Source organism: Clostridium moutaii, from assembly GCF_041205085.1.
GTDB lineage: Bacteria > Bacillota > Clostridia > Clostridiales > Clostridiaceae > Clostridium_B > Clostridium_B moutaii.
Genome location: NZ_JBGEWD010000045.1, coordinates 1 through 840, shown reverse-complemented (window position 1 = coordinate 840; position 840 = coordinate 1). Strand labels below are relative to the sequence as shown.

The 840-nt window shown below is 33.8% G+C and carries 1 protein-coding gene; it reads right to left on the bottom strand.

Translation table 11 applies throughout. The features are described 5' to 3' along the window. Positions 1 to 479: 479 nt before the first annotated feature. Positions 480 to 840, bottom strand: a 361-nt coding sequence (locus AB8U03_RS18010; RefSeq protein ID WP_369705928.1) for an integrase core domain-containing protein, incomplete at its 5' end; no start/stop codon positions are given.

Here is an 840-nt window from a genome sequence, read left to right as displayed (position 1 = left end):
AACAGGCGATTCGGTTATTGTGAACGGCAGTATTGGTGTTGTTACGAAAAAAAGTTAAATTCAGGTTGTGCTTCTGAGTCAAGGCTAATTCACAATCTTAAGGACTTACTTTATTACAGTAAGTCCTATTTTTGTTATGATAAAATTAAGGGGTGATTGCTGAACATGGGAACAGTGTAAATTCATAAAATTAATGCTTCGCCTACCTAATAAGAATATAGATGTTAAATATCATAGTATAACATTTACTTTTCAGTACATAACACAAATGCTGGTACTCACATAGAAGAGAGAATAAAAGTGCCCTTTCCCCATTAAATTAGACAGCTAAAACTCGTAATATCTCTATTTTTCGTATAATATCGTAATGTATGATTTTTTATGCTGCCTGTGCTTTCTTACTTGCATTATTATAATATTCCTCAGGTGTTATATATCCNTATCTCTATTTTTCGTATAATATCGTAATGTATGATTTTTTATGCTGCCTGTGCTTTCTTACTTGCATTATTATAATATTCCTCAGGTGTTATATATCCATTAGAAGCATGTATTCTCTGCCTGTTATAAAATATCTCAACATATTCAAACACTGATGCACGAGCCTCTTCACGTGTTTTATAGTGGTTTTCATAAAGCCATTCGCATTTCATTTTACCCCAGAATGATTCCATTGGCGCATTATCCCAACAGTTACCTTTACGTGACATGCTACATACAAAACTACACTTTTTAAGCAAAGTTTGGTAATCGCTTGAGCAATATTGAGCCCCTCTGTCTGAGTGTAATATAACGCCAGTTGGTTTTCCTGCTCGCTGATACGCATCATTAAATGCGTTA